Source organism: Streptococcus sp. HMSC071D03, from assembly GCF_001812125.1.
In the GTDB taxonomy this organism is placed as follows: domain Bacteria; phylum Bacillota; class Bacilli; order Lactobacillales; family Streptococcaceae; genus Streptococcus; species Streptococcus pseudopneumoniae_N.
Map to the genome: position 1 here is coordinate 1 of NZ_KV807738.1, position 255 is coordinate 255.

The window sequence follows — 255 nt, forward strand, 5'->3', positions numbered from 1 at the left end:
TTCTCTAGGCGACTTGTAGTTCAAGCATTTTTTAGGATAGTTGTTGATCCAATTTTCGATGAATGCGACTTCTTTGGGAGTCGTTTTCTTAGTTCCTTTAGGTAACCATCTACGAATGAGCCTATTGTGATTCTCATTAGTCCCCCTTTCCCAAGAGGCATAGGGGTGTGCATAATAGATATGTTCCTTAGAAAACACATCGGATAAGCGGTTGAATTCCGTTCCATTATCTGCCGTGATGGAAAGAATTTGATG

1 protein-coding gene is annotated in these 255 nt (G+C 40.4%); it reads right to left on the bottom strand.

Annotation, left to right across the window (positions count from 1 at the left end):
- Positions 1-255: IS30 family transposase (locus HMPREF2837_RS04370; RefSeq protein ID WP_148131811.1), on the bottom strand; the 255-nt coding region annotated here is incomplete at both ends.